Genomic DNA, 21,471 nt, shown 5'->3' on the forward strand with positions numbered 1-21,471 from the left:
CGCGAATTGTGTTCATCCACCGATCGGCGGTGGGCAGGAAGGGAACTTTGATGGATACAACGGTGATTCTCCTGCGGGTCGCGCTGGGCCTCGGCCTCGGCGCCGCTGTGGGGATCGAACGACAGTGGCGGGCCCGCATCGCGGGCTTGCGAACCAATGCCCTGGTCAGCCTCGGCGCGACACTGTTCGTGATCATGGGCGCCTACAGCTTCGATGGGCCCGGTGATCCGACCAGGGTTGCGGCACAGGTCGTTTCGGGAATCGGCTTCCTGGGCGCCGGGGTCATCATGAAGCAGGGCGCTTCGGTTACCGGACTCAACACCGCCGCCACATTGTGGGCGACAGCCGCAGTGGGTGCGCTCGCTGGGGGCGGCATGTACGCGGTCGCGGTGATCGGCACGGTGGCGATCATGGCGGCCAACACTCTGCTTCGTCCGCTCGGTCGGTTGATGGATCATCAGCCGGTCAAGGCCGGCCGAGAGTTGCCGTCCGCCGACTATCGATTCGAGGTGACCTGCCGCGAGGACGCCGAAGCGCACGTGCGCGGTTTGACGGTGCAGGCGATTACCAGGCCAGAATTCAGATTGCGATCCGTCCAGTCGTTCGACACACCGGGCACTGGGCAGGTCAAGGTGGTGGCAGAACTCACGGCTCCCGAACGAGATGACCGCCTGCTCGAAGCCGCGGTCAGCCGGTTGAGCCTGGAGCCACTGGTGACGCACGTGCGGTGGGCTGTCGAACACCCCGAGAGCGAGAACCTATTCGGACTCGGCGAGTGAATGCGGTGCGAAGTAGGGCCGGTGGCGCTTCCCTCGACCACGCCGAGGAACCACGTCACCCCGGTGGTGCCTTCCACCAGCACGGTCAGTTGTTCTTCCTCGAGCTTGCTCACGACCTGAGCTCTGGTGCAACTCGAGATCGTCGGCTTTGGTGAAAGTGTCAGCGCCGAACGTGAAGATCAGCCGATCATCGAGCAACTCATCCAGTGTTTGGAGGTCCCCGGCCAACTGCGCAGTCTGTAGTCGCAGTTCGGCTTCCCGCAGTTCATTTTCCATGGTTCTGACCTTGTCGGCTCGGTGTCAGTGCGGCAAATCGCGTTTCGCTGGCAGCGGAACGACACGAAACAGCGTGTCGGATTGGGCATCCGCGAGGGCAAAGGCGCTGAGATAGGTTGGTGAGTTTCTTCGGCATCGGCTTCAGTTTCCCCGCGTGGCTGGGGACGCCGATCTGAATGGTTTGGGGGAGGGCATGTTCGAGGATTTCGCCGCGGTCTGACGCCCATCGCCGGTCGACGGTGGGGCGTTGTGCCCTGTCGGCGTGGTTCATCGGGTACTCGTCTATCGCTTGGTGACCGACGATTCGAACTGTTGACGAACCAGGCCGGCAGGACAACGGCCGATTACTTGTGAGTCAATCGGACGACGGCACTGCAGGGCTGCTGGCCGGGCGCCCAGGGATCGGGCTGCTGAGCGGCGAGGTCTTCATGAGGAACGGGCGGCGAGAGCCGGTTGAATCGAGCTGCGCCCACGACGATTGATTCGAGGTAGGTCGCATTCCATCCGAGTTCCTCGAAGAACGTGACGCCATTGGTGGGCAGGAATGGAGGCCGCTCATGACCGCTAACGGCGGCTACAAAGACGTGCTCGGGTGCTCGCATCGGAAATCAGGGGCATCTGAAAGCCCGCTACCGCCAGGGAACACGCAATGCGAGCGAATGTCGGCCGGTCCGAGCTTTGGCGGCGAGTATTGGTGAACCCAAACGGCCCCAATTGGTGAACACCCTGTGCCAGAGCCCGTCTGGGGGAGCGGGGATCTCGAGTAGGTCAGTAAGCCGGTCCGAGCACGTTGTCGTCGTCAATGGCCTCGACGTTGTTCGAGCTTTGGGGTTCCGGGTGGGTGGTGAGCGTGTGGATCACTCGTTGCAGGACCCTGGTCTCGGTTTGCGTCGAGTTGGTGCTGGATCCAGCAGTTGATGGCAGAAGGTGCGGCCGCGGGCGGTGGGCGGCGCCGAGGAAGCCGGCGGTCACTGTCTTCCACAGCAGCCCAGGGGATTCCTCGACTTGCAGCAGTTTCGGCACTTCGTTGAGGATCGCGGCTTCACCGACGCCGTATGTGTCGTCCTTCCACGAATCCTTCCGGGTGGGCATCGTGATGGCCCCTTCCTGCCGCGTGCGTTCGCAACCTCTCGACTGGGCCGGGATGAGGGTGCGGTGTCCGGACACCACGACGTCGACTCGGAAGGGGTGGGGTCCACAGAGTTCGTGGGACGCCGCGATGCGCTGCCCGAGTCCTGGCCGCTATGCCTCGATCGGAATGCGGGTCGATGTGGCCTTCACGTTCTGCAATGGATGACCGACGGCTCCGCCAGCCGCGGAGACCTGGAGCGCCGCCCTGTAGCGGAGCCACAGCGCGAGCATCGTCACGCCGACAGACAAATTGAAGCAATAGAGGGCCCACGCGGGCCCAACAGGAAGACTGAAGACATAGGCGGCGTACAGGAGATTGCCCGCGTTGCTGAGGATCAGATTTCCCCCGCTGTAGGACGAAAGATCTCGGGTACGGATCGCTTTCAGGATCATCGGCATCGTCGATGCCACGAAGACTGCTGTCGAAAGAGCGCCTGCGACAACGGGAACACTGCCAGCCATTGCTGATCCCCTCTGTGGTTTGTGGTTCGAGACCGCAGACCGGAAGAGAAGCCCTCGGCCGCCCGCGACATGTAGATGACGTCGGAGTAGCGCAGTTCGTGAGATTCCTTGCAGAACCGAGTCGAACTTCAGTCGACGACCCAGCAGGTCCGCTGCATCGATTCCCAGGCCCCGATGCGGGCACTGCTGACGCCCTAGGTGGCGCTGTTCACTTGATCCTCGGCCGGCCAGGTCGGAAAGTCGGTGTCCAGCAGGGAGAGTTCACCCAGAGCTGGGCGATCGATCGGTCGGCTGTACCTGCGGCGGCATTCGCGGGGAGATCAGGTGTCGGACGTCCGGCTGACCGTCGGCCAGAGCGCGCGGAGTGTCGAGAAGCTGCTGGTCGTAGCCGGTCACGCGGTCCGTGTGTTGGCGCATGTGTTCGGACCAGGAGCCGACCGTGAAGGCCTCCACGAACTGCCCGGGTGTGGCGGAGTCCTGATAGATGGCCCATCGTGTTGCGCCGGTGCGGCGCCGGGAGCGGCCTACCGCGCGCATCGCGGTGAGGAAGGCGTCGGTGTTGTCTGCCGGGACCTGGTAGGTCACCGTCACGAGCACGGGCCCGTCGGTGGGATCGGGATCGGGCACCACTGTCGGCTCCGCCCAGGCGGTCGCGGGGTGCGGTCGAGCGTCCCCGTCTCGGGATGCAGTGGCAGCAGCCGCACGCTGGCCGCGCACACTGCCAGCAGAGCCGCGGCGATCAGGAGCGTCCCTGAGACTGGGACGGCCGCGGCCAGCAATCCCCAGACGAGTGATGCGACACCCTGGCCTCCGATGAACACCAGCACGTACACCGCCAGCGCCCGCGCTCGCACCCATGCGGCGACGGTCAGCTTCAGTGCTGCGTTGAGAATGGAAAGGACGGTCAGCCACGCCACCCCGGCCAGAACGAGGAGCACGGAAACCAGGATCAGGTTGGTGGTCCGAGCCAGTGCGGCGGTCGCCGCCGCGAACGTCAACGCCGAGATCGCCAACTGCGCGTTCGCAGACAGGTGTCCGCGCATCCGCGGCATGATCGCCGCGCCGACCACGGCACCGATGCCGAGTGCGGCGAGCAGCCCGCCGTAGCCGATCGACCCGAGTCCGAGTGAGTCGCGCGCGACTATCGGCAACAGTGCCCACAACGCGCTCGCGGGGACAACGAACAAGGCGGCGCGCACCAGGATCCGCCGCACTCCCGGGGCGTGACGGACGTATCGAAGTCCGGCGAACAGGGCCGGGACGACCCGTTCGGGATCGGCACGGGACTCCTCGGGGCGATGCCACAGCGCGAGCACAGCGAGCACGGCGAGGAAGGACAGGGCGTTGATCCCGAACACGGCCGCCGGTCCGAGCCCGGCGACGAGTACACCGGCCAGCGCGGGCCCGATCGCGCGGGCAAGGTTGACGTTCATTCCTCCGAGCGCCGCTGCGGCCGGGATCTGGTCCCGCGGCACGAGTTCGGGCTGGATGGCCTGCCAGGCCGGTGCCATGAGCGCGGCCCCACAGCCGAGCAGGAACGTCATCGTCAGCAACAGTGCCGGGGTCATCACATTGGCGGCGGTGAGGATGGCGATCACCGCCGCCACCGAGGCCATGGCCGCCTGCGTGATCAGCAGCAGCCACCGCCGGTCCAGCACGTCGGCCAGAACCCCGGCGGGCAACGCCAACAAGAGCATCGGGGCCATGCTGGCCGTCTGCACCAGCGCCACCAGCGTCGCGGCGTGACTGACGTCGACGAGCATCCATTGCGCACCGACAGTCTGCATCCAGGTGCCGATGTTGGAACCCAACTGAGCGAGCCACAACGCGGTGAACATGCGGCGTCTGAAGGGCGCCCATCCCGATACCTCGGCGTCGGAGCTCATTCGACCATCATCGGCGCACGCCGCCAATCGCGCTGATGACTTGCGGTCTACCGTGCGTCAAAGCGGGTACCACGCCCGAGGTCGGCCCCTGCCGCGCGCATGACGCGGAGCGGAACGACGTCCCGAACCCGGCCGCGGGCTCCAGGGACAGACCCTCGAAAACTCGGCCTCGCTGCGGGTCGTGGGAGGACGATGGTGACTGTGGGGCCGATCCGGCCGTCACGGTTCGAAGACGGAGAACAAAACCTAGTCCGGTGCGGATCCGGCTGATTCGTGCCGAGGGAGGGTGCGCATCATGTCGACACCGACCACACCGAGCATCGTCTTCGCCCACGGCTTGTGGGCCGATGGATCCTGCTTCAGCAAGGTGATACCCGCATTGCAGGCAGAGGGACACGAGGTGGTTTCCACGCAGAACAGCCTCGACACCCTGGAAGGCGATGTCGCCGCGGTCAAGCGGGCGCTGGGCCGGGTCACAAGCCCGGCCATCCTTGTCGGGCATTCGTACGGTGGCACCGTCATCACGGCGGCCGGAACCGACGACCGTGTCGCGGGGCTCGTGTACATCGCCGCACTCGCCCCGGACGAGGACGAGACGTCGCAGAGCCTGCAGGCCAAGTTCCCCACGACGGATGTGTTCGCGCACATCGAGATCGCTGAGGGCCGCATCTGGTTGCGATCGGACGGCATCGAGTGCTTCGCAGGCGACCTCTCCGAACAGGAACAGCGGCTCGTGCTCGCGACCCAAGGTGTGCCCGCTGCTGACCTCTTCGACCAGCAGGTCGCGGGCACCGCGTGGAAGTCGAAGCCGAGCTGGTACATCGTGGGCAGAAACGACCGCACCGTGCATCCCGAGCTGGAGCGCTTCTGCGCGAAACGCATGAACGCGAGCACCTACGAGGCGGACAGCAGCCACGTCCCGATGCTGTCCCAGCCCGGCCTGGTGATCGACGTGATCCGCGCCGCTGCGAAATCCTGTCAAGGGGCGTAATCAGCCTGGAGCAGGGGGCTCAGTCCGTAGCAGGCGGGAGTTCGAGCGGTCTGCGCGTCGGGCATTGCCGCGAACCCCGCAATCGCGGCGAGGGCCGCGGGGTACGACACATACGTGGCCTCGGACGCCTCCGGCACTTTCAGTCGGGCAAAGCGGGAGGCCGGACTGCTCAGAATGCTCCAGGCGGGCGTCATCGTCATCGTCACCGACTACGGCACCCTCATGGTCGAGGCCCTCGCCGACAATGCCCTCGCGGAGGCCGGTGCCCTCTACGAGGCGATCGACATGCCGTTCGCGGTCCTCGTCGGCCAGATCTCAGCCGGCTACAAGGCCTGAATCCTTGGCCCACCAACGCTCGCCGTCATTGATCGAGGACGGTCGACTCGATTAGTGCAGCGACTCGGCAACGGCGCCAGCCCGCCGGCTTCCGCGAGTTCGCCGAGTGCAACGCCCATACCTGGCCCCTGGAGGCGAAGTGAGTAAGACCGTTGACGACAACACCCCTCTGGTCGGGGCGAACAGCCCGTTCTTCCGCATCATCAAGGAGGGGCTGGACGGCCTTGTCGACGGGGAGGACTACTACGACCTGCTGGCCGAGGACGTGGTCTTCGAATACGTGATCACCGTGCCGGGGTACCCCCGGCGGGTCGAGGGACGGCAGGGGATCATCGACCTGTACAGCGACTACGGCGACTACGTTCAGCTACGAAGCGCGGACAACCTCCGCGTCCACCGGGACCCCGAGACCTCGGTCGTCGTCTTGGAATACGAGGTGCACGGCACCTCGGTCCAGACGGCGCGGCCGTACGACAACCGCTTCGTCTCCGTCGTGACCGTCAAGGACCGCAAGGTGGCACACTGGCGCGACTACCTGGACCCCATCGCGGTGTTCGACGCGCAGGGATGGCCGCAGGACCACCGCTCGTAGCAGCAGGCACGCCCGTCGAGGCCGCCGTCACGGGGTCGTGCGGCATCGATACGCACTCATGCGACGAGGCGGCCCGGGCCGAGGGGAGTGGCGGGGTTGACGGTGACAGTCTGAATGGGCCCGCACGCGGAGGTCTGATCTGCCGTCAGCGAGTGCTCACCCGGCGCCGCAGGGGTCCACAACGTGACCTTGTCCCCGAGGGCCACCGGCGTGCTGTAGTACGGGTCGATGTTCCAGGGGAGGTCCGGGGGAAACATGGTCGGGTGGGTGTTACTGCGAGCTGGACGCCCGATATCTACAGGGTTCGACGAGTAGGTGTGCCGGACAGGCGTATTCGGTGAGGTGAAGATCCCTTCATGCGGGCGGCATTGGTGTCGGTCGGCGGATCGTGGCGTGATTTTCGACCCGGCCACCTCCCGTGTCGGCCGACCGAACGGTCGTGACTGTTCTCGGTGCGGGTCGACGGTCGGGACATGCCGCGTGACCAGGGGAAAGCCGCCGATCCGGGCGCCGGCAGAGCGTGCCGCGGGAAGGTGTGCGGAGCGTCGAAATCGCCTGCCACCAGCGGAAATTGAACATTCGACCGGTTGGCGTCGGCCGCAATCGTGATGTACAAAAGACGCCTGCGGCACCGGTTGTGATCTATCACACAACTGCTGTGGTCCGCGCACAACGAGAAGACGCCTGAACGCACAGCTCCGTCGGGGAGCTGGACCGCTCGCGGTCCTGCACGGACTAAATGGAAAGGCTGAACCTTTGCTGTTGCCGATGTCACCGGCTGATTCGATGTTCCTGCTCGGCGAGTCCCGTGAACACCCGATGCACGTGGGGGGCCTGGCGGTGTTCGAGCCGCCAGAAGACGCCGACGCACGCGATGTGCGGGCGATGCTCGATGCGGCGCTAGCGCGGGGCGAGGTGGCCCCGTTGCTGTGCAGGCGGGCCGCCCGCTCGGTGACCTCGTTGGGGCAGTGGGGCTGGGAATCCGACACCGAGGTCGATCTCGGTCACCATGTCCGGCACAGCGCGCTGGCCGCTCCCGGCGGCATCGCTGAGCTGATGGATCTGGTCTCCCGCCTGCACGCCGGCTTGCTCGACCGCAGCCGGCCGTTGTGGGAGGTGCACCTGATCGAGGGCCTCGCGGACGGCCGCTTCGCGGTGTACATGAAGATTCACCACGCCCTCGCCGACGGGGTGTCGGCGATGAAGCTGCTGCGCAGCGCGCTGAGCGAGGATCCGGACAAGCGCGCGATGCCCGCGCCGTGGGAGCCACTGGTACGGGAGCAGGAGCGGCACCTGGCGGTGGTCGGCGCCCCGTCTCCGGGCGGGGCGAATCCGCTGGACGTGCCGGCGGCGGTCCTGCGTGCGGTGGGCGGTGCGGTCGGCGAGGTGGCCGGGCTGCTGCCCGTCCTCGCCGGCACCGTCGACCGGGCGCTGCACAACCGAGGCGGCGCGCTCTCGCTGTCGGCGCCGCGCTCGATGCTCAACGTGCCGATCGGCGGGGCGCGCCGGTTCGCGGCCAGGTCGTGGCCGCTCGAGCGGCTGCGGTTGGTCGCCAAGCACGCGGACGCGACCGTCAACGACGTGGTCCTGGCGATGTGCTCGGGCGCGTTGCGCACGTTCATGGCTGCGCTCGGCGCGCTGCCGGACGACCCGCTGATCGCGATGGTGCCGGTCTCGCTGCGTGGTGAGAACCGGGACGCCGAGAGGGGCAACGCGATCGGGATGCTCTCGTGCAACCTCGCCACCCATCTCGACGATCCGACGCGGCGGCTCGAGACGGTGCGCGACTTCATGACCGAGGGCAAGGACGCGATGGCTGCGCTGAGCCGTGGTCAGGTCCTGGCCGCCAGCGCGCTCGGTGCCGTCCCGTTGGCGCTGGGGATGTACGGGATCGGCGGCCCTGTCCGGCCGCCGAACGTGATGATCTCCAACGTGCCCGGACCGCAGGCGCCGCTGTACTGGAACGGCGCCCGCATGACCGCGCTGTACCCGCTCTCGCTCCCGGTCGACGGGCAGGCCCTGAACATCACCTGCACCAGCACCGGCGACGAGATCGCGTTCGGGCTCACCGGCTGCCGGCGTAGCGTGCCCCCGCTGGCGCCGCTTCTCGGCCACCTCGACGATGAACTCGGCGCCCTCGAACGCGCCGTCGGCCTCTAGAAACCGGAATCGGACCAGACGGGACACGCATGCACCACGCACCCTCCGGAACCCCCACCCGTCGCCCTCCCGCGTGCGGGCGACGTCCGCCCTCGCGGTCGGCGCCGCGTTCGTCCCCCGGGTCGGACTCGCTGCCATGAGGATCCGACACACCTGGTGAACCAATCACCGGCTCAACCACATTCGACCGACGACAGGAACAGACGCACGTGTACTTCACACCGACTCGGACGACACCCGGCCACGCGGCAACCTACGGTGGCTCGCTGAGCACCGAGGAGATCAAGGCCCGCATCGAGGCCATGTACGCCTTCGACGGGAGCGAACCAACGGAGACGACACGGCTGTGAAGCCCGACGTCGTTCCGGCTGGTGGCGGATTGGTGGACCGAGTCGTACAGGGTCCCGTATGGCGATGGCCTCCCGGCCGAGCGTGATGACGCTGTGCGGGATCCTGGGGTGAATTCCTCGGCGGGACACGGCCATTCCGGCCGTGTCTGTAATGTCGGGGCTCGAATGCAACCGGGGACACGAAGCTGGTGGGGGACAATGCCGAGGATTTCAGAGCGACTGACGACATTGACTGCGGGGCTGACTGTTGGCCTGATCGGACTCGCGATCGCCGGATCGCCTGCCCAGGCGCAGGGGAGTGGGGAATCTGGCCCGCATTACGCGCCGACCATGCTGATTCTCGACGCGTCCGGATCCATGCAGCGTCCCGATCCGGCCGGCACGATGATGGATGCCGCCAAGAGTGCGGTCCGTACGTTTGTCGGTGCGGCACCTGCCGAATCGAAGGTGGGGCTGACGGTCTACGGCACCGGCACCGGAAGTGACGAGGCAGAGAAGGCCGCGGGATGCCGCGACGTGCAGGTGTTGCACAAGCCGGACACCCTCGACCGGGCCGCGCTGACCGGTGCGGTCGACGGCATCAAGGCGAGCGGCTGGACGCCGATGGGCAGCGCGCTGCGCCAGGCCGCCGCCGCCCTCCCGAACTCGGGTCCGCGCTCGATAGTGCTGGTCTCGGACGGTGACGACACCTGCTCCCCACCCGAACCGTGCGAGGTTGCCAGTGAACTGAAGGCGCAGGGCGTCGATCTGGTGATGCACGCGATCGGCTTCGCGGTCGACGGCAGGGCCCGTGCCCAGCTCACCTGCATGGCTCAGGCCACCGGCGGCACGTACACCGATGCCGCAGACGGGACGGCGCTGGAGCGGACGTTGCCGCGGGTCACGGCTGCGGCGCTGCGCAATTACGTGGCGGCCGGTACACCGATCTCCGGGACACCCACGTACAACACCGCCCCGGTGGCGCCGCCAGGGCAGCACCTGGACACCATCGGCCAGAAAGAGACGCGCTACTACGCCGTCGACATCCCCGATGGCGCGACGGCGTACTTCAGTGGCACCGTCTCCTTCCCTGCCGCACCGGGCCGGCGCGTCGAACCCAACCGAGACAACAATGTTCTGCAGTTGCGGGTGTACGGCCGGGACGGCCAGGACTGCAACGAGTTCGAGTTCGAGCAGGTGGTCAGCTCGAGCCGCGGCGCCGCCCTGACGGTGGCCACGGCGTTCGACCGTGCGACCGAGGCCCGCGCCGGGGCCGGCGTGGCGGACGGGTGCCGGGGCGGTGGACGCTACTACTTCGCACCGACCTGGAGCACGGTGTCCGACGGCGTGCCCGAACGGATCCCTGTCGAGTTGCTCGTCGGCATCGAGCCCGCGGCCACCGACGCGGGGCCTGCCGCCGCGCCCACCCCGACCGGTTTCACCGAACCGTCCGGCGCGGACACGCCCACGCCAGGCGGGGGCTCCTTCAACGTCGCGACCACCCTCGACGGCGGCGGCCGCTACACCGACACCGTCCGGCGCGGCGAGTTCGTCTTCTACCGCGTGAAACTGGGCTGGGGGCAGGGGCTGTCCTATCGCGTGCACTTCGCGGGCAACGGCAGCCACGGCGTGGAGGACGTGTCCGAGGTGCGCACCAACCTGTACTCGCCCGGCCGCGAAGAGATCGCCTCGGACTTCAGTTCCTACACCGGCTCCGACGATGTGCTGCCGTCAAAAGATTCCGCGTTGGCCACCGCGGCGGTCCGCTACGCCAACCGCGATTCCGACGACCTCGCGGTCCACAAGGCCGCCCTGCCGGGGTGGTATTACATCGCCGTCAAGGTGGGCTCGACGTCGTCGAAGGGGGGCGGGTTGCCGGTGCCGATCCGGCTGGACCTGACGGTCGGGGGCGCGGGCGAGGGCGGTCCTGCCTACGCGACGGGCGTGCCCGCCGGCATCTTCGGTGAGAACGTGGCAGCCACCTTGGTGGCCGTCACGCCGACATCCGGTCCGGGCGCCCCAGGCGGCGTGATCGACAACGGGGCCGTCGAGGTGGTGGTCCGGTCGGAGTCGAGGTTGTCGACCATGGCGATCACGACCACCGTCGCAGGAGTTGCCTTGTGCGGCATCGTCATCGGCTGGTTCGCCGTGCGCAGGCGCCGAAGCTAGCCATTGCGGGTCAACACGTTGTTGGCGATCCCCGTGAGTGGGTTCCTGTCGCTTTCGTGCGGACATCGCCCCTCGGAATCGTCCCGCAGGACGTTCGTCACGCCGGACCCCCGCTCGCGCAATGCTTCCTGCTCCGCGGCAACCAGATCCACAACCACCTCCAGTGTCGACTACCTTGGGGCTGGCCCGCGGCGACACGGTCGCCGGACATCGTAAGCGTGAAATGAGGAGTGGGGGACATGGGTTCGATCGAAATCATGAATTGGCTTCAGGAGGGCGCGAATGCAGGCGATCCGATCAGGTGACCGCTCTACGTCGCTGCGTTCGTGATCGGCGGGCTGTACAGCGTCCTCTTCGAAGGTGCCGTTATCTGACGACCGACGTGAGAGGAAGCGGGTCAGGCTGTCTGCGCTGACGAACCGCCTCCAGTCTGCGATCGCCCCGCCTCCCCGGCGGGGCCGTCGCGCGTTTGTCACCGGTCGAGGTGAATATCCGCAAACTGAACGGCGTCATGACACCGGGAGAGCCTATGTGCGTGCACCGGCCTGACTAGCGGACCGCCGATTCACTGGCACCGAGTGCCTGCAGCGTCCGCGATGATGTCGCATCGAGCCGGATCCGGGCTGTGGAAAAGGACCTCTTCGCGCGGAATTTCGGGGGCAACTGTCGCGGAAGATCGTGACCGCGCCGGTCGACAGCACAAGTGAGTCCAGAATCTGGACTCGCCCGTCGAGCCGCGTTCTGGGCAGGTGCTGCGCAACCGGGTCGCCAACGCCGCCATGGAAGAGGGGATGGCGGGGCAACGCCCGCACGACGATCGCCATGCTCGACCCGCTGGGTGTGGACCTGGTCGGCGTCAGTGCTCGCCGCAATGTCGCGGTCGTCGGTATGGGAACGGCGGTCGCGGTGACTCCGGATCTGCCCAATCGCCGGCACGAGGGCCTGACCGCGGCCGGCGCCTCGAGGCCGGTGATCCGGAAGAACATGCCGCCGGCCTCGATGGCCGGTATGGCCATGGTCCGCTGTCAGATGCGCCGGATGGGCTGCGCCGCCACTCGCGCTGGTTGGCCACGAGGAAGAGCCAGTGCTCCACCAACCCCCGAATTCTCCACAGTCGTCCGAGAAGCTGGCGACCCGGCTCGTCGAGGACATTGCCGCCCCCTCGAAAGGGACGGCTCGAGCGTGAATCAATGTCGGCGACAGGGTCGTCGATACCTCGGGGATGGGGCAGACGCGAAGCCATCCGGACTCTATTCTAGAGGATGTTCCTGACGGTCTACGACCTGATCGGGGCCGTCTTCCCGCTATCGGAGGAGCCCCAAGATGAAACTTCAGAAGGCCGCGGTGTTGTCCGTGGCCGTAGTTGCGGCGATGGGGATCGGCGCCGGTACCTCCTATGCCAATTCGGCTCCGCCGCAGGGTGATGCGACGGTGGGTTACCAGACGTCGGTGCAGCCGGGAGGTCGGTCGGTGGCGACGGTGCTCGATTCGGGCGCGTTCAGGCTCGCGTCGGGAGGGACCGCGGTCGACATCGTCGACAACGGCGGTGCCCAACTCGTGCGTATTCCGCTCGCCTACGGCATCGACGGGGCGCTGGTCCCGATTTCCGCCGCGATCGGCGGGGACGGGCGCTCGTTGACCCTGACGCCGCAGATGCCGGATCCCGCCGTGCTCGGTGTCCACCCCGTCTACAGCGAGACCGCGTACCAGAACATGGTCACCCAGATCGAGTGGGGTTGGTTGCACGGAGGCCAGGTCAACGCCAACATCGGTGCTGCTATCGGCGCGGTGGTCGGTTGCGTGCTCTTCCTGTTCGTCGGGTGCATCCCCGGTGCAGCGATCGGTGCGACGATCGGCGCGGTGACCGGTGTGGTCAACGCGAATCCGGCGGCGCAGCCCGCGGTCTTCGACTTCCTGAGGACGCTGCCCTGATCGGACGCCGACCCAGTTCGGCGGACTACTCCGAGTCGCGGTGGGCGGAGCCGGGACTGCGACGCCAGTCCCGGCCCGTATCCCGATGTGTGCGTGACCCACTCCGCAAAGGGAGGCTGTATGGCCGCAGCGGTCGAGGTCCGCGACCTCGTTCTGCACTACGGAAAGACGCTGGCCCTCAACGGAACGAGCTTCACGGTCCCGGAGGGGACGGTCCTGGGTGTGCTCGGTCCGAACGGCGCCGGTAAGACGACCGCGGTGCGGATACTGGCCACCCTGCTCAGGGCCGACTCCGGCAGTGCGTCCGTGTTCGGCCTCGACGTGGTGACTCGTGCCGACGAAGTGCGGGCCACGATCGGGCTGACCGGCCAGTTCGCCGCGGTCGACGAGTACTTGACGGGGTACGAAAACCTGGAGATGGTGGGCCGGCTCTTCGGCGTCGGCAAGGCCGAGTCACGCAGGCGCGCGGACGAATTGTTAGCTCGGTTCGATCTGCTCGATGCGCGGGACCGCACCGTCCGGCAGTACTCGGGCGGCATGCGTCGGCGACTCGACATCGGCGCCAGCCTGATCGGTGCACCCCGAGTGCTGTTCCTCGACGAGCCGACGACGGGACTGGACCCACGGAGCCGGATCGGCATGTGGGGCTTGATCTCCGACCTCGTCCGAGACGGTACGACCATCCTGCTGACCACTCAGTACCTGGAGGAGGCCGATCGGCTCGCCGATTCGATCATCGTGTTGGACAAGGGTTCCGTCATCGCCGAGGGCACGCCCGACGAGCTCAAGAGCCGGGTGGGTGGGGAACGCCTGGAATTCGTGCTCGCAGATCTCGGTCCGGTCGACCGCGCCTGCGCGCTGCTGGCCGCGCTGGGAGGCGAGCAGCCGAGCGTCGACCAGCAGACTCGGCGGGTGAGTGTTCCGGTATCGGGCGGAACCGACGACCTCGTGGCGGCGCTTGCAGGGCTGAAGGCGGAGGGCATCGCCGTCCTCGACGTCGGCCTGCGACGGCCGAACCTCGACGACGTGTTCCTCAGCCTCACCGGGCACCTGGTGGACGAGTCGGGCGGTGACCGGCCGTGAGGATCGTCCACGACTCCGCGATCATCGCGAAACGCAATCTGATCAAGATCAAGAGAGTGCCCGACCTGCTGGTGTTCTCGACCCTGTCGCCGATCATGTTCGTCCTGCTCTTCGCGTACGTGTTCGGCAGCGCCATCGCCGTCCCCGGCGTCAGCTACAAGGAGTTCCTGATGGCCGGGATCTTCGTCCAGACGGTGATCTTCGGCGCCACGATCACCGGAACCAGCCTCGCCGAGGACCTGCAGAAAGGCGTGATGGACCGGTTCCGGTCGTTGCCGATGGCCCGTTCGGCGGTGGTGGTCGGCCGCACCGCCGCCGACGTCGGCACCAACGTCCTCACGGTGGTCATCATGTCGATCACCGGACTGGTCGTCGGTTGGCGGATTCACTCGTCCGTGCTCGAGGCGGCGGCAGGCTACGCGTTGCTCCTGCTGTTCGCCTACGCCATGTCCTGGCTGATGGCGGTGGTCGGCCTGACGGTGAAGACGCCGGAGGTGGTCAACAACGCCTCGTTCATCGTGATCTTTCCGCTCACCTTCATCGCGAACACCTTCGTGCCGAGCGACAACTTTCCCCCCGTGCTCCGTACCCTCGCGGAGTGGAATCCGGTCTCGGCCGTCACCCAGGCGGCCCGCGAACTGTTCGGGAACACCAGCGCGGTGGTGCCGGTCGCCGACGTGTGGCCGCTGCAGCACCCGGTGCCCTACACACTGCTGTGGGTCGCGTTGCTGCTGGCCGTGTGCGTCCCGCTGTCGGTGCGCAAGTACCAGCGAGCGCTGCTGTCCTGATCCGACTCCGCGGCACGGCAATCTATTCGCGCGCCGCCGTGGGGGTCGCCGTGTTCCGGCCGACGAGCGCGTACGCGGGATTGAGGGCCGCCGCGTCGCGCACGGCCGCTCCCGCTCCGGTGGTGTAGCGCTGGGTGGTGGTCATCGACTCGTGGCCGAGCATCCGCATCAGCGTGTAGACGCTCACGTTCTGGTCTGCCATCGCCGTGGCGAACGTGTGCCGAAGCTGATGCACGAGAGCGCCCTTCGCTCGGTCACCGTTGATGCCGGCGCGGCGGTAGGCGCGTTCGACGCGATACTGCAGGGTGCCGCGGGTGATCCGCTCACCGTCGCGTCCGACGAACATGGGGTCCGCCGGCCGGAACCGGTCCCACGGACCCGCACCGCTCGACGGCCGCCTCCGGACCGTGTCCGGGAATCGCTCGGACCGGCTGACCAGGTAGTCGCCGAGCACGTCGACCACCACCGGTTCGACCGTCACCACCCGCTCCTTGTTGCCCTTGCCGTGCACGTGAATGACCTTGGCGGCGGCGGGCCCGTCGCCCGCGTCGTCACGTAGGTCACCGAGATCGACGGCGATCAACTCCGCCGAGCGCATCCCGGTCAGCAGGCCGGTGAGGATCAGCGCGAAATCCCGTTCCGGCCAGGCGCGGGCATCGCCCGCGTCCGGCGACTGCAGCGTCGCGATCAGCCGCTCGACCGAGTCCGCGCGGAAGGACTTCGGGACGGTCTTGGGGATCTTCGGACGCAGCACGGACGACATCGGGTTCGCGACGATGGCGTCCGCGGCGAACAGGTACTCGCACAGCATGTTCCAGGTGGACCAGCAACGACGGATGGAGGCGGCCTGGTGGTTTCGTGCGTACTCCGCGAACGCCGCACGCATCGAGCCCTTGCCGATCACCTCGACCGTCAGCTCGGCGACGCCCACCCCCGCGGCGCGCGCGAGGGGACCGGCGATCGACTGGTAGTCCTGGCGGTACGCCTTGAGGGTGTTGGGGGAGGGCTTGGCTGTGCTGCGGTGAACGAGGAACTCCTCGAACCAGGGTGCGAGCCGATGCTGTCCGGGCATGGGGTCCATCTTGTCCGACCGGTACGACAGACCCGAACGGCAGCTACGGCGCGCTGCGCCTGAGTGCGAGGACGACGAGGAAGGGCCACGTTGACTCGATGCCCGTGCAAATCCGTTCGGACAGGCCGAAGTTGGCGCCGCCCTGTGCCTCGACGAGAACCCAGACCGTCAACACGACGAAGATCAGCGTGACCGCCGTCGAGGCCGGCACGCTCAGGACCGACGGCCAGCGGTGCGCCCGCGAGCCGACGAAGGCCGGCCACAGCGTGATCGTGATGGCGCCGACCACCGCGAGGGCGACGTGCGCCGGTATCGACCCGACCTCGGGTTGCGGAATCATCGCCATCGCGATGCCGGCCAGGCCCGAGGCGGCGAGCACCACCCGGGCCGCCGGTCGCACCCCGTACAGTCCTGCGGCGGTGACCAACTGGCAGATTCCCACCGCGATCAGGGCGGTCGTCATCACCCACTGGTCGGTCGCGGCGTCGCCGGAGAGCACGCTGATCGACTGCCGGACCGGGCTGTAGGCCGGTGGCTGCCTGCTGCCCGCGGCCAACCAGCCGCCCACCAGCAGCACCGGGGCTGCCGCCGAGGAGATCGTCGTCCACCGGGCCGCACCGGCGCCGACGACGCCGGACACCGCCGCGTGCTCAGTTGTGCGCGGAATGGCCTCCACCCGACCATGGTCGACCACGTCGACGGACGGCCGGGTCGAATTCGAGCGAATCGATACGGATCCGAGGCTCGAGCCGGTTGGCTACAGCGAGTGGGGGATGGCCAGGATCGTGATGCCGGAGGTGGCGCGTAGCTCGTCGAACAGCTCACCGCGGGCGGCGAGCTTGTCGGTGCGTGCGACGAGGTAGTCGCTGGCGGCGACGCTGGAATGGGTTCGGTCGCCGCCGTCGTCGAACAGTGCGATGCAGGCGCGGTCGTGGGTGAGATCGTGCCGCGCCCAGTATCGGACCCCGTCGTATCCGGCCGCGTTCAGCGAGGCGGCCCACAGCTGGGTGAGGTGGTAGTCGGCGGTGGTGAAGATCTCGGCGGTGACGCCGAACTGCACGGCGAGGTTCGAGGTGAGGTCCGCGACCCGCCGCGGCGCGGCGAGTTCGAGTCGGGAGATCGCGCGGCCGACCAGTTCGGTGCTCGGGACGACCCGGATGCCGCCCCAGGTCTCGAGCAGGGTGATCTGCTCCGACTCGGCGGCGTAGCAGGTGCCGCGCGGGTCGGCGAGGTCGAACCGACCGTGTCCGCGACTGCCGAACCACCACGGTGCGAAGGCCGCGCCGTGGGTGCGATACAACGTGGTGCCCGGGGGAATGTCGGTGGCGGGGAAGCGGTCTCGAAGGTGATCCGGCGGCGGGGGAGACGAGAGGTGTTGCGTGGCGCGGGGTGCGCTCACGCGGCCACCCGATCGGAGGCCTGGCGTGCGAGGTCGAGCGCGAGCGACCGGTCGCCGTCGAGCAGCGCCTGCCGCGGGGTGCGTCCGCCCAGTTCGGGCTGCTGGCTCATCAGCCACGACGCCACCATCCAGCCGCGCGGGTCGGCGTGCGACCAGGCCCGCAGGACGTCCTTGACGCCGGGCAGCGGGCGGGCGGGCGAGTTGTCGTCGAACCCGGCGACCGAGTAGCCGGTGGACCCGTCCTCGGCCACCAGGCGCAGCACGCGGTGCTCGCGCACCGCCTGGCTCAGTGCCTGCTTGGTCCAGCCGGTCACCTCGAGGGTCTGTTTGTGGGTCAGGATCGGACCGATGTGGTTCTCCCAGGCGCGTCGGGCCTTGAGTCCGGAGAGCACGTCGCGAATGCGGTGCTCGACGTACTGGACGTCGGCGGGGTTCAACTCGGTCTCGTCGATGCCGCTGGCCGCGAGTTCCGCTGCCATGACCTCGGTCAGTGGGCTGCTCATGCCCCCATTCTCCATGGTCAAGTAGGTCAAGTCAAGCAGGTCAACGTCGTGGTACCAGGTGTCCATCGCAGACCGGATGATCAACCCGGGCAACGAACGTCGAATGGCCGAGCGGATGAACGCCCGCAAGATCGTCGAACTCGATGCGAGTCACGCCTCACTCGCATCGCGGCCCGGCCCCGTCGTGGATCTGATCGACGAGGCCGCGCGCGAATCGACGGGCTCGGCCTGATCGCAGCTCAGGCCGCTCCGCCCCAGAAGTCGACGAGCACCTTCGTCAGCTCCTCGGGCTTCTCCTCGTTCGGTGTGTGGGCGGCACCGGCGATGATCTCGAACTTCACGCCGAGCCGGGACGCGGCGTCGGCCTGGACGTCCACCGGGATCACGTCGTGCTCGCCCGCGACGACGAGGATAGGCAGGCCGATTGCGGCAAGTTCCTCGACGCGGTCCGGTTCGGCGCTCATGGTCAGGGCGATGCCCGCGATGTTGGCGGTCCTTGTGGCCAGGATGCGGTTGTGCAAGAACTCCTTGACCGGCGCCGGGAAGATCTCCTCGAAGGCGCCGAACATGGCCTTCCACAGCGCCTCGTTGCCGCGTGCCCACAGCAGCTCCGGGATCTGAGTCATGTCCACGGCCGTTCCGACGTCCCGGCCGCTCGGCGGCGAGTCGAGGATCACGTAGTCCAGGAACCGCGCCGGGTCGTCGAGCGCGGCGGCCCGGGTGACCATGCCGCCGAAGCTGTGGCCGAGGAGGTGGACTTTCTCGTCGGGCGCGAGCGTGTCGAGCACCTCGGCGAGATCGACGGCGAACTTGGCGATCGTGTACTCGCCGACCGCGTCCCGGCCGTCCGGGCCGTCCGAGTCGTACTGGCCGAGCTGAGAGTACGAGATCAGGCGGTAGCCGGCGGCGGTGACGAACGGCGCCATCGGCAGGAAGTCCTCCCGGGATCCGGTGAAGCCGGGGACCATGACGACGGTGCCCTTGGTCTCGCCGTCGGGGATCGCGTCGAAGTAGGACAGCTCGCCGCGTGAGATCGTGACGCGGGACAGAGTTACGGTCATGAAAGCGTTCTCCTTGTCGAGGTTTACGGGGGCTTCGGTCGAGGGGTAGCAGGTCGTCAGAGGTCCCAGGTGCACTCAGCGGTGCCCTTCAGCTCGATCCGGGTCGTCAGCCGGCGGTCGGTGGCCGAGCGCGCCGCGACCAGCGAGCGTGAACCGCCGGCCACCCGCCACGCCGACTCCGACTCGTCCCAGCGGGCCAGGGTCCGGCGGTCCACCGTGATCCGCGCGGTCGCGGCGTCACCCGCCCCGGCGGTCACCGAGGCGAAGCCGACGAGCCGCAGCGGATCCCCGCCGTCGGTGCCCTCGCCGCCGAGGTAGAGCTGGACGACCTCGCGCCCGGCGCGCACGCCGGTGTTGCGGACGGACACCTCGACGGTCACCGCGCCCGAATCGGTCTCTGCGGCGGTGATGTCCTCGTAGTCCCAGGTGGTGTAGCCGAGGCCGTGCCCGAACGGATAGGCGGGGACGATCGACGCCTGCTCGTACCCGCGGTACCCGAACGTCGAGCCCTCGGCGTAGTCGATGACGCCGTCCACGGGCCGGGTCGACAGCACCGGTGCGTCGGCGCCGACCGCGGGGAAGGTCGTGGGCAGCCGGCCGCCCGGCTCGACGACGCCGGTCAGCGCGTCGGCGATCGCGTGGCCGCCCTCCTGTCCCGGCAGCCACGCCCACAGCACCGCCGCGACCTCGTCGCGCCAGGGCATCTCCACCGGCGCACCGGCGTTGACGATCACGACCGTCCTCGGGTTCACCGCGGCCACCGCCGACACCAGCTGGTCCTGGCGTCCGGGCAGCAGCAGGTCGGTGCGGTCGAATCCCTCGCTCTCCACCTCGTCGGTGGTGCCGACGAAGACCAGCGCGACGTCGGCGTCGCGCGCGGCGTCGACGGCGGCGGCGAACGCGTCGTCCGCGGCCGGGCGCGGGCCCTGGTGGTTCAGGCCGAACATCGCCATCGGGAAACTCGGTGTGGCCGCGCGCATCTCGACCCGAATCGTCCCGGCCGCGAGCTCCGCCGAGACGCGGTGCTCCGGCGGCTTGACCAGATTCTCGATCAGGTCGTCGCCGGCGCTGGTGAGGGTGATCGCGTGGGACTCGGACGCGCCGACCGTCAGCGAGTACTTCCCGGCCCCCGACACGGAGAACTGGTGCGTGCCCGCCTCGGTGACGGTGAGGTCGGTCCGCACCCGGACCTCGGCGGTGCCCGCGGGGAGTGTGCCCATGTACACCAGGCGGGACGCGAGCCGGAGCTCGGTGCCGAGCACGTCGCCGGCCGTCGAGAGGAAGTCGACGCGGAAGCCCCGCTCGCCGGTCTCCGGGTCACGGGCGACATCTACCGGAATCGCCGGAAGGATGCGCTGCGTCGACACGCCTTCCTGGTGGTCGATCTCGACCGCGCCGCCGAAGGCTTCGCGCAGCCCGGTCAGCGGACTGACGACGTGCGTGGGGTTGACGTGCGCGGAGCCTCCGCCCTGAGCGGTCAGCAGCGCCGCGTTCGGGCCGAGGACGGCGACACGGCCCATCGACGCCGGAACCAGCGGCAGCACGCCGCCCTCGTTGCGCAGCACGACCATGGCGCGTGCCGCGATGTCGCGGAGCTGCTGGCCCGCGTCGGCGGGGGTGGTCGACGGACCGGGTCCGTCGAACCCGTCGAGGTGGCCAGTGCGTGCGGCGAGCCGGAGCACGCGCAGCACCTTGTCGTCGACGACGCTCTCCGAGACCTCGCCGGCGCGGACCGCGGCGACCAGGGCCTCGTTCCACGGGCTGTGTGGCCCGGGCATCGCGACGTCGAGGCCGGCGTTCGCGGACGCGGCCGTCGAACGCGTGGCGAACCAGTCGGACACGACCGCTCCGTCGAAGCGCAACTCGTCCTTGAGGACGTCGGTGAGCAGTCGCCGGTTGTCGGTCAGGCTCGCGCCGTTGACCGAGTTGTACGAGGCCATGACGGACCACGCGCCCGCGCGGACCCCGGCCTCGAAGGGCGCCAGGTAGACCTCGCGCAGGGCCTTCTCGGGGATCCGCGCGTCGTAGCTCATGCGGTCCGTCTCGGACTCGTTTCCGATGTAGTGCTTGATCGTCACGGCCACGCCGCTGGCCTGCACGCCCGAGACGAAGCCCGCCACACTCGCCCCGGTCAGCAGCGGGTCCTCGGAGTAGCACTCGAAATGCCTGCCGCCGAGCGGCGAGCGGTGGAGGTTGATGTTCGGGGCGAGGAACCAGGCGATGCCCTTGTCCCGGGCCTGGGCGCCCATGAGGGCCCCGGCACGCTCGACCTGCTCGGGATCCCAGGTGGCGGACAGTGCGGAGGGGTTCGGGAACAGGAGGCTGGTGTCGCGCTCGTCCCAGGTCGTGCCGCGGACGCCGTTAGGGCCGTCCGACAGGAGAACCTCGCGCAGGCCGATCTTCGCGATCGGGTGCAGGGACCAGAAGTCTGCGCCGGTCAGCAGGCCGACCTTCTCCTCCAGCGTCAGCTCCGCGAGGAGCCCTCCCAGTCTCGTCTCGTCCACAACCCACGCTCCTTCGTG

The 21,471-nt window shown here is 68.2% G+C and carries 22 protein-coding genes and 1 pseudogene; 11 read left to right on the forward strand and 12 right to left on the reverse strand.

Going from position 1 to position 21,471, the window contains the following annotated elements:
- The first annotated feature begins 50 nt into the window (after window positions 1-50).
- Window positions 51-779, forward strand: a complete 729-nt coding sequence (locus ACFVH2_RS16590; protein WP_378426622.1) for an MgtC/SapB family protein — start codon at window positions 51-53, stop codon at window positions 777-779.
- On the opposite strand, the gene ACFVH2_RS16595 is transcribed toward ACFVH2_RS16590, so the two are convergent.
- The 5 genes from ACFVH2_RS16595 to ACFVH2_RS16615 form a co-directional block, all read right to left on the reverse strand.
- Window positions 759-1,055 carry a nuclear transport factor 2 family protein gene (locus ACFVH2_RS16595; RefSeq protein ID WP_378426624.1) on the reverse strand — a complete coding sequence of 99 codons (297 nt, stop codon included), beginning with the start codon at window positions 1,053-1,055 and terminating at the stop codon, window positions 759-761. The genes ACFVH2_RS16590 and ACFVH2_RS16595 overlap by 21 nt on opposite strands.
- 768 nt (window positions 1,056-1,823) lie before the next feature.
- Window positions 1,824-2,147, reverse strand: coding sequence for a hypothetical protein (locus tag ACFVH2_RS16600; RefSeq protein ID WP_378426626.1), 324 nt, complete (start codon window positions 2,145-2,147; stop codon window positions 1,824-1,826).
- A 150-nt stretch (window positions 2,148-2,297) separates the two neighbouring features.
- Window positions 2,298-2,648 carry a hypothetical protein gene (locus ACFVH2_RS16605; protein ID WP_378426627.1) on the reverse strand — a complete coding sequence of 117 codons (351 nt, stop codon included), beginning with the start codon at window positions 2,646-2,648 and terminating at the stop codon, window positions 2,298-2,300.
- A 261-nt stretch (window positions 2,649-2,909) separates the two neighbouring features.
- On the reverse strand, window positions 2,910-3,275 hold the full coding sequence (locus tag ACFVH2_RS16610) for an MFS transporter (protein ID WP_378426629.1): 366 nt from the start codon (window positions 3,273-3,275) through the stop codon (window positions 2,910-2,912).
- The gene (locus ACFVH2_RS16615) at window positions 3,236-4,534 is read right to left on the reverse strand and encodes an MFS transporter (RefSeq protein ID WP_378426631.1); all 1,299 of its coding nucleotides are present in this window, start codon (window positions 4,532-4,534) and stop codon (window positions 3,236-3,238) included. The genes ACFVH2_RS16610 and ACFVH2_RS16615 overlap by 40 nt, the downstream gene beginning before the upstream one ends.
- A 295-nt stretch (window positions 4,535-4,829) precedes the next feature.
- Here ACFVH2_RS16615 and ACFVH2_RS16620 point away from each other — a divergent pair, with 295 nt between their 5' ends.
- The 3 genes from ACFVH2_RS16620 (at window position 4,830) to ACFVH2_RS16630 (ending at window position 6,453) form a co-directional block, all read left to right on the forward strand.
- On the forward strand, window positions 4,830-5,525 hold the full coding sequence (locus tag ACFVH2_RS16620; protein ID WP_378426632.1) for an alpha/beta fold hydrolase: 696 nt from the start codon (window positions 4,830-4,832) through the stop codon (window positions 5,523-5,525).
- Between the two features lie 114 nt (window positions 5,526-5,639).
- Entirely contained in the window at window positions 5,640-5,861 is a 222-nt protein-coding gene (locus ACFVH2_RS16625) for a hypothetical protein (RefSeq protein ID WP_378426634.1), read from the forward strand.
- Between the two features lie 139 nt (window positions 5,862-6,000).
- Entirely contained in the window at window positions 6,001-6,453 is a 453-nt protein-coding gene (locus ACFVH2_RS16630; RefSeq protein WP_378426636.1) for a nuclear transport factor 2 family protein, read from the forward strand.
- A gap of 56 nt (window positions 6,454-6,509) precedes the next feature.
- On the opposite strand, the gene ACFVH2_RS16635 is transcribed toward ACFVH2_RS16630, so the two are convergent.
- The gene (locus ACFVH2_RS16635) at window positions 6,510-6,710 is read right to left on the reverse strand and encodes a hypothetical protein (protein ID WP_378475714.1); all 201 of its coding nucleotides are present in this window, start codon (window positions 6,708-6,710) and stop codon (window positions 6,510-6,512) included.
- A 499-nt stretch (window positions 6,711-7,209) separates the two neighbouring features.
- On the opposite strand from ACFVH2_RS16635, the gene ACFVH2_RS16640 reads away from it, so the two are divergent.
- The 6 genes from ACFVH2_RS16640 (at window position 7,210) to ACFVH2_RS16665 (ending at window position 14,914) form a co-directional block, all read left to right on the forward strand.
- Window positions 7,210-8,613 carry a wax ester/triacylglycerol synthase family O-acyltransferase gene (locus ACFVH2_RS16640; RefSeq protein ID WP_378428437.1) on the forward strand — a complete coding sequence of 468 codons (1,404 nt, stop codon included), beginning with the start codon at window positions 7,210-7,212 and terminating at the stop codon, window positions 8,611-8,613.
- A 209-nt stretch (window positions 8,614-8,822) separates the two neighbouring features.
- Window positions 8,823-8,963: a hypothetical protein gene (locus tag ACFVH2_RS16645; RefSeq protein WP_378428439.1), complete on the forward strand. Its 141-nt coding sequence runs from the start codon at window positions 8,823-8,825 to the stop codon at window positions 8,961-8,963.
- A 330-nt stretch (window positions 8,964-9,293) separates the two neighbouring features.
- A complete protein-coding gene (locus ACFVH2_RS16650) occupies window positions 9,294-11,111 on the forward strand; it encodes a VWA domain-containing protein (protein ID WP_378428441.1) in 1,818 nt (605 codons plus the stop codon).
- A 1,323-nt stretch (window positions 11,112-12,434) separates the two neighbouring features.
- Window positions 12,435-13,043, forward strand: a complete 609-nt coding sequence (locus ACFVH2_RS16655) for a hypothetical protein (protein ID WP_378428443.1) — start codon at window positions 12,435-12,437, stop codon at window positions 13,041-13,043.
- A 120-nt stretch (window positions 13,044-13,163) separates the two neighbouring features.
- On the forward strand, window positions 13,164-14,126 hold the full coding sequence (locus ACFVH2_RS16660; protein WP_378428445.1) for an ATP-binding cassette domain-containing protein: 963 nt from the start codon (window positions 13,164-13,166) through the stop codon (window positions 14,124-14,126).
- A complete protein-coding gene (locus tag ACFVH2_RS16665; RefSeq protein WP_378428447.1) occupies window positions 14,123-14,914 on the forward strand; it encodes an ABC transporter permease in 792 nt (263 codons plus the stop codon). Before ACFVH2_RS16660 ends, ACFVH2_RS16665 begins: the two co-directional genes overlap by 4 nt.
- A gap of 22 nt (window positions 14,915-14,936) precedes the next feature.
- Here the strand turns inward: ACFVH2_RS16665 and ACFVH2_RS16670 are convergent, their stop codons facing one another.
- From ACFVH2_RS16670 to ACFVH2_RS16685, 4 genes are all read right to left on the reverse strand, one after another.
- Window positions 14,937-15,986: a tyrosine-type recombinase/integrase gene (locus ACFVH2_RS16670; protein WP_378428449.1), complete on the reverse strand. Its 1,050-nt coding sequence runs from the start codon at window positions 15,984-15,986 to the stop codon at window positions 14,937-14,939.
- Between the two features lie 43 nt (window positions 15,987-16,029).
- Window positions 16,030-16,662, reverse strand: a complete 633-nt coding sequence (locus tag ACFVH2_RS16675; protein WP_378428451.1) for a DUF998 domain-containing protein — start codon at window positions 16,660-16,662, stop codon at window positions 16,030-16,032.
- A gap of 81 nt (window positions 16,663-16,743) precedes the next feature.
- The gene (locus tag ACFVH2_RS16680; RefSeq protein ID WP_378428453.1) at window positions 16,744-17,385 is read right to left on the reverse strand and encodes an RES family NAD+ phosphorylase; all 642 of its coding nucleotides are present in this window, start codon (window positions 17,383-17,385) and stop codon (window positions 16,744-16,746) included.
- Complete coding sequence (locus ACFVH2_RS16685) at window positions 17,382-17,888, reverse strand: hypothetical protein (protein ID WP_378428455.1); 507 nt, start codon at window positions 17,886-17,888, stop codon at window positions 17,382-17,384. The genes ACFVH2_RS16680 and ACFVH2_RS16685 overlap by 4 nt, the downstream gene beginning before the upstream one ends.
- Before the next feature lie 46 nt (window positions 17,889-17,934).
- On the opposite strand from ACFVH2_RS16685, the pseudogene ACFVH2_RS16690 reads away from it, so the two are divergent.
- A pseudogene (locus ACFVH2_RS16690) lies at window positions 17,935-18,120 on the forward strand (alpha/beta hydrolase); the annotation flags it as partial.
- Window positions 18,121-18,127: 7 nt separating this feature from the next.
- Here the strand turns inward: ACFVH2_RS16690 and ACFVH2_RS16695 are convergent.
- On the reverse strand, window positions 18,128-18,949 hold the full coding sequence (locus ACFVH2_RS16695; RefSeq protein WP_378428457.1) for an alpha/beta fold hydrolase: 822 nt from the start codon (window positions 18,947-18,949) through the stop codon (window positions 18,128-18,130).
- Window positions 18,950-19,005: 56 nt separating this feature from the next.
- On the reverse strand, window positions 19,006-21,453 hold the full coding sequence (locus tag ACFVH2_RS16700) for a glycoside hydrolase family 3 C-terminal domain-containing protein (protein WP_378428459.1): 2,448 nt from the start codon (window positions 21,451-21,453) through the stop codon (window positions 19,006-19,008).
- Window positions 21,454-21,471 lie beyond the last annotated feature (18 nt).

This window comes from Rhodococcus sp. NPDC127527 (genome assembly GCF_042672245.1).
Classification (GTDB): Bacteria; Actinomycetota; Actinomycetes; order Mycobacteriales; family Mycobacteriaceae; genus Rhodococcus_G.

What these genes read in the sequence shown, in the direction of transcription:
- ACFVH2_RS16615 (WP_378426631.1), bottom strand. Translation starts at nt 4,534, where the DNA reads ATGAGCTCCGACGCCGAGGTATCGGGATGGGCGCCCTTCAGACGCCGC.
- ACFVH2_RS16600 (WP_378426626.1), bottom strand. Translation starts at nt 2,147, where the DNA reads ATGCCCACCCGGAAGGATTCGTGGAAGGACGACACATACGGCGTCGGT.
- ACFVH2_RS16650 (WP_378428441.1), top strand. Translation starts at nt 9,294, where the DNA reads ATGCTGATTCTCGACGCGTCCGGATCCATGCAGCGTCCCGATCCGGCC.
- ACFVH2_RS16595 (WP_378426624.1), bottom strand. Translation starts at nt 1,055, where the DNA reads ATGGAAAATGAACTGCGGGAAGCCGAACTGCGACTACAGACTGCGCAG.
- ACFVH2_RS16655 (WP_378428443.1), top strand. Translation starts at nt 12,435, where the DNA reads ATGAAACTTCAGAAGGCCGCGGTGTTGTCCGTGGCCGTAGTTGCGGCG.
- ACFVH2_RS16685 (WP_378428455.1), bottom strand. Translation starts at nt 17,888, where the DNA reads ATGAGCAGCCCACTGACCGAGGTCATGGCAGCGGAACTCGCGGCCAGC.
- ACFVH2_RS16660 (WP_378428445.1), top strand. Translation starts at nt 13,164, where the DNA reads ATGGCCGCAGCGGTCGAGGTCCGCGACCTCGTTCTGCACTACGGAAAG.
- ACFVH2_RS16695 (WP_378428457.1), bottom strand. Translation starts at nt 18,949, where the DNA reads ATGACCGTAACTCTGTCCCGCGTCACGATCTCACGCGGCGAGCTGTCC.
- ACFVH2_RS16590 (WP_378426622.1), top strand. Translation starts at nt 51, where the DNA reads ATGGATACAACGGTGATTCTCCTGCGGGTCGCGCTGGGCCTCGGCCTC.
- ACFVH2_RS16670 (WP_378428449.1), bottom strand. Translation starts at nt 15,986, where the DNA reads ATGCCCGGACAGCATCGGCTCGCACCCTGGTTCGAGGAGTTCCTCGTT.
- ACFVH2_RS16620 (WP_378426632.1), top strand. Translation starts at nt 4,830, where the DNA reads ATGTCGACACCGACCACACCGAGCATCGTCTTCGCCCACGGCTTGTGG.
- ACFVH2_RS16605 (WP_378426627.1), bottom strand. Translation starts at nt 2,648, where the DNA reads ATGGCTGGCAGTGTTCCCGTTGTCGCAGGCGCTCTTTCGACAGCAGTC.
- ACFVH2_RS16635 (WP_378475714.1), bottom strand. Translation starts at nt 6,710, where the DNA reads ATGTTTCCCCCGGACCTCCCCTGGAACATCGACCCGTACTACAGCACG.